At 32.7% G+C, this 1,285-nt stretch carries 2 tRNA genes; both read left to right on the forward strand.

The features are described from left to right. Positions 1-23: 23 nt before the first annotated feature. A tRNA-Glu gene (locus tag M3166_RS18870) sits at positions 24-95 on the forward strand. Positions 96-1,161: 1,066 nt separating this feature from the next. Beyond that, positions 1,162-1,237, forward strand: a tRNA-Val gene (locus M3166_RS18875). The last annotated feature ends 48 nt before the right edge of the window (positions 1,238-1,285 follow it).

The raw sequence follows: 1,285 nt of genomic DNA on the forward strand, positions 1-1,285 counted from the left end.
CAAATCCCTCTGTCTCCGCCATCGGCCCGTTGGTCAAGTGGTTAAGACACCGCCCTTTCACGGCGGTAACACGGGTTCGAATCCCGTACGGGTCATACATAGGAAAACGAAGAACGCTAAGTACTGTCACATGTACTTAGCGTTTTTTTGTTGCCTTAAAAGCTCTATTAAGATAATAAACAAAGCTGCTAGATTTAAGCGCTGAATAATTTTTTATCTATATTATGCTGTCTCATAATATAGATAAAAAACCTGTGTTGAAATATAATTGCTTCAATAAACCCACAACCAGAATTTCTTTTAAACTAATATTATTTTATTGCTACTGTGAAAGGAAACTTCCTCGATCACTATGGGGAGGGTGTACAAATAAAGGTAGAACAAGATAGTAAGCGGGAGCAGAAAAGATGCGGAGATTTTCCGGATATTTAATGAAGGTCTGTTGGGAACATGCAAGTAGTTTAGTTGACGCTATGTTAGAGGCTGTTTAAATCGATTTCCCATTAATAATGCAAATAGAGGTATCAAAATCCCTGGATCACTAAAAAGAATGCTAAAAAGCAATTTAAAAGGTAATAACAAGGATTTAACACCCAATCTTGGAATCCCAATAAAGCTGAGCTATGCATAAACACGATCAAATGAAATAGCACCATTCTAAGAGCATATAAAAACAGAAATTATTATAATTGAATAATAAAAAATATAGAATATAATGGAAATAATATAAAGATAAAGAGTATATTGAGAAAGCAATAGGTGGAAATAATTAAAATGTATCTTCTATCAATACTTAAAAAAATAATGATAAATGTAAGACATTTTCTTGACAGCTTAAGTCTATAAAATGTATAAATAAGTAGTCGTATATTCTAAAACACTTGATATTTATAAGTAATATTAATAAATATATCAGAATGATTTATAAATATTAAAAACAAGTCTTGATAAAGTCAGTCAAACATATTAGAATTTCGTTATACTAAGTAAACGTTTTCATGAGCAAACTCGATTGGTGAATGGAAGAAATAGAAATTTATATATTTTTTAAAAATAATTTCAAAAAAAGTATTGCATTATAAAAAAAGTAATGATATTATAAATCTTGTCCTTAAGAGAAAGGACATGCGGTTACGAAAGAGTAATCAGCAAATACCCATTGGAGGATTAGCTCAGCTGGGAGAGCACCTGCCTTACAAGCAGGGGGTCGGCGGTTCGAGCCCGTCATCCTCCACCATTTCTAAATGCCGGTGTAGCTCAGTTGGTAGAGCAACTGACTTGTAAT

This window comes from Solibacillus isronensis, assembly GCF_023715405.1.
Taxonomy (GTDB): domain Bacteria; phylum Bacillota; class Bacilli; order Bacillales_A; family Planococcaceae; genus Solibacillus; species Solibacillus isronensis_B.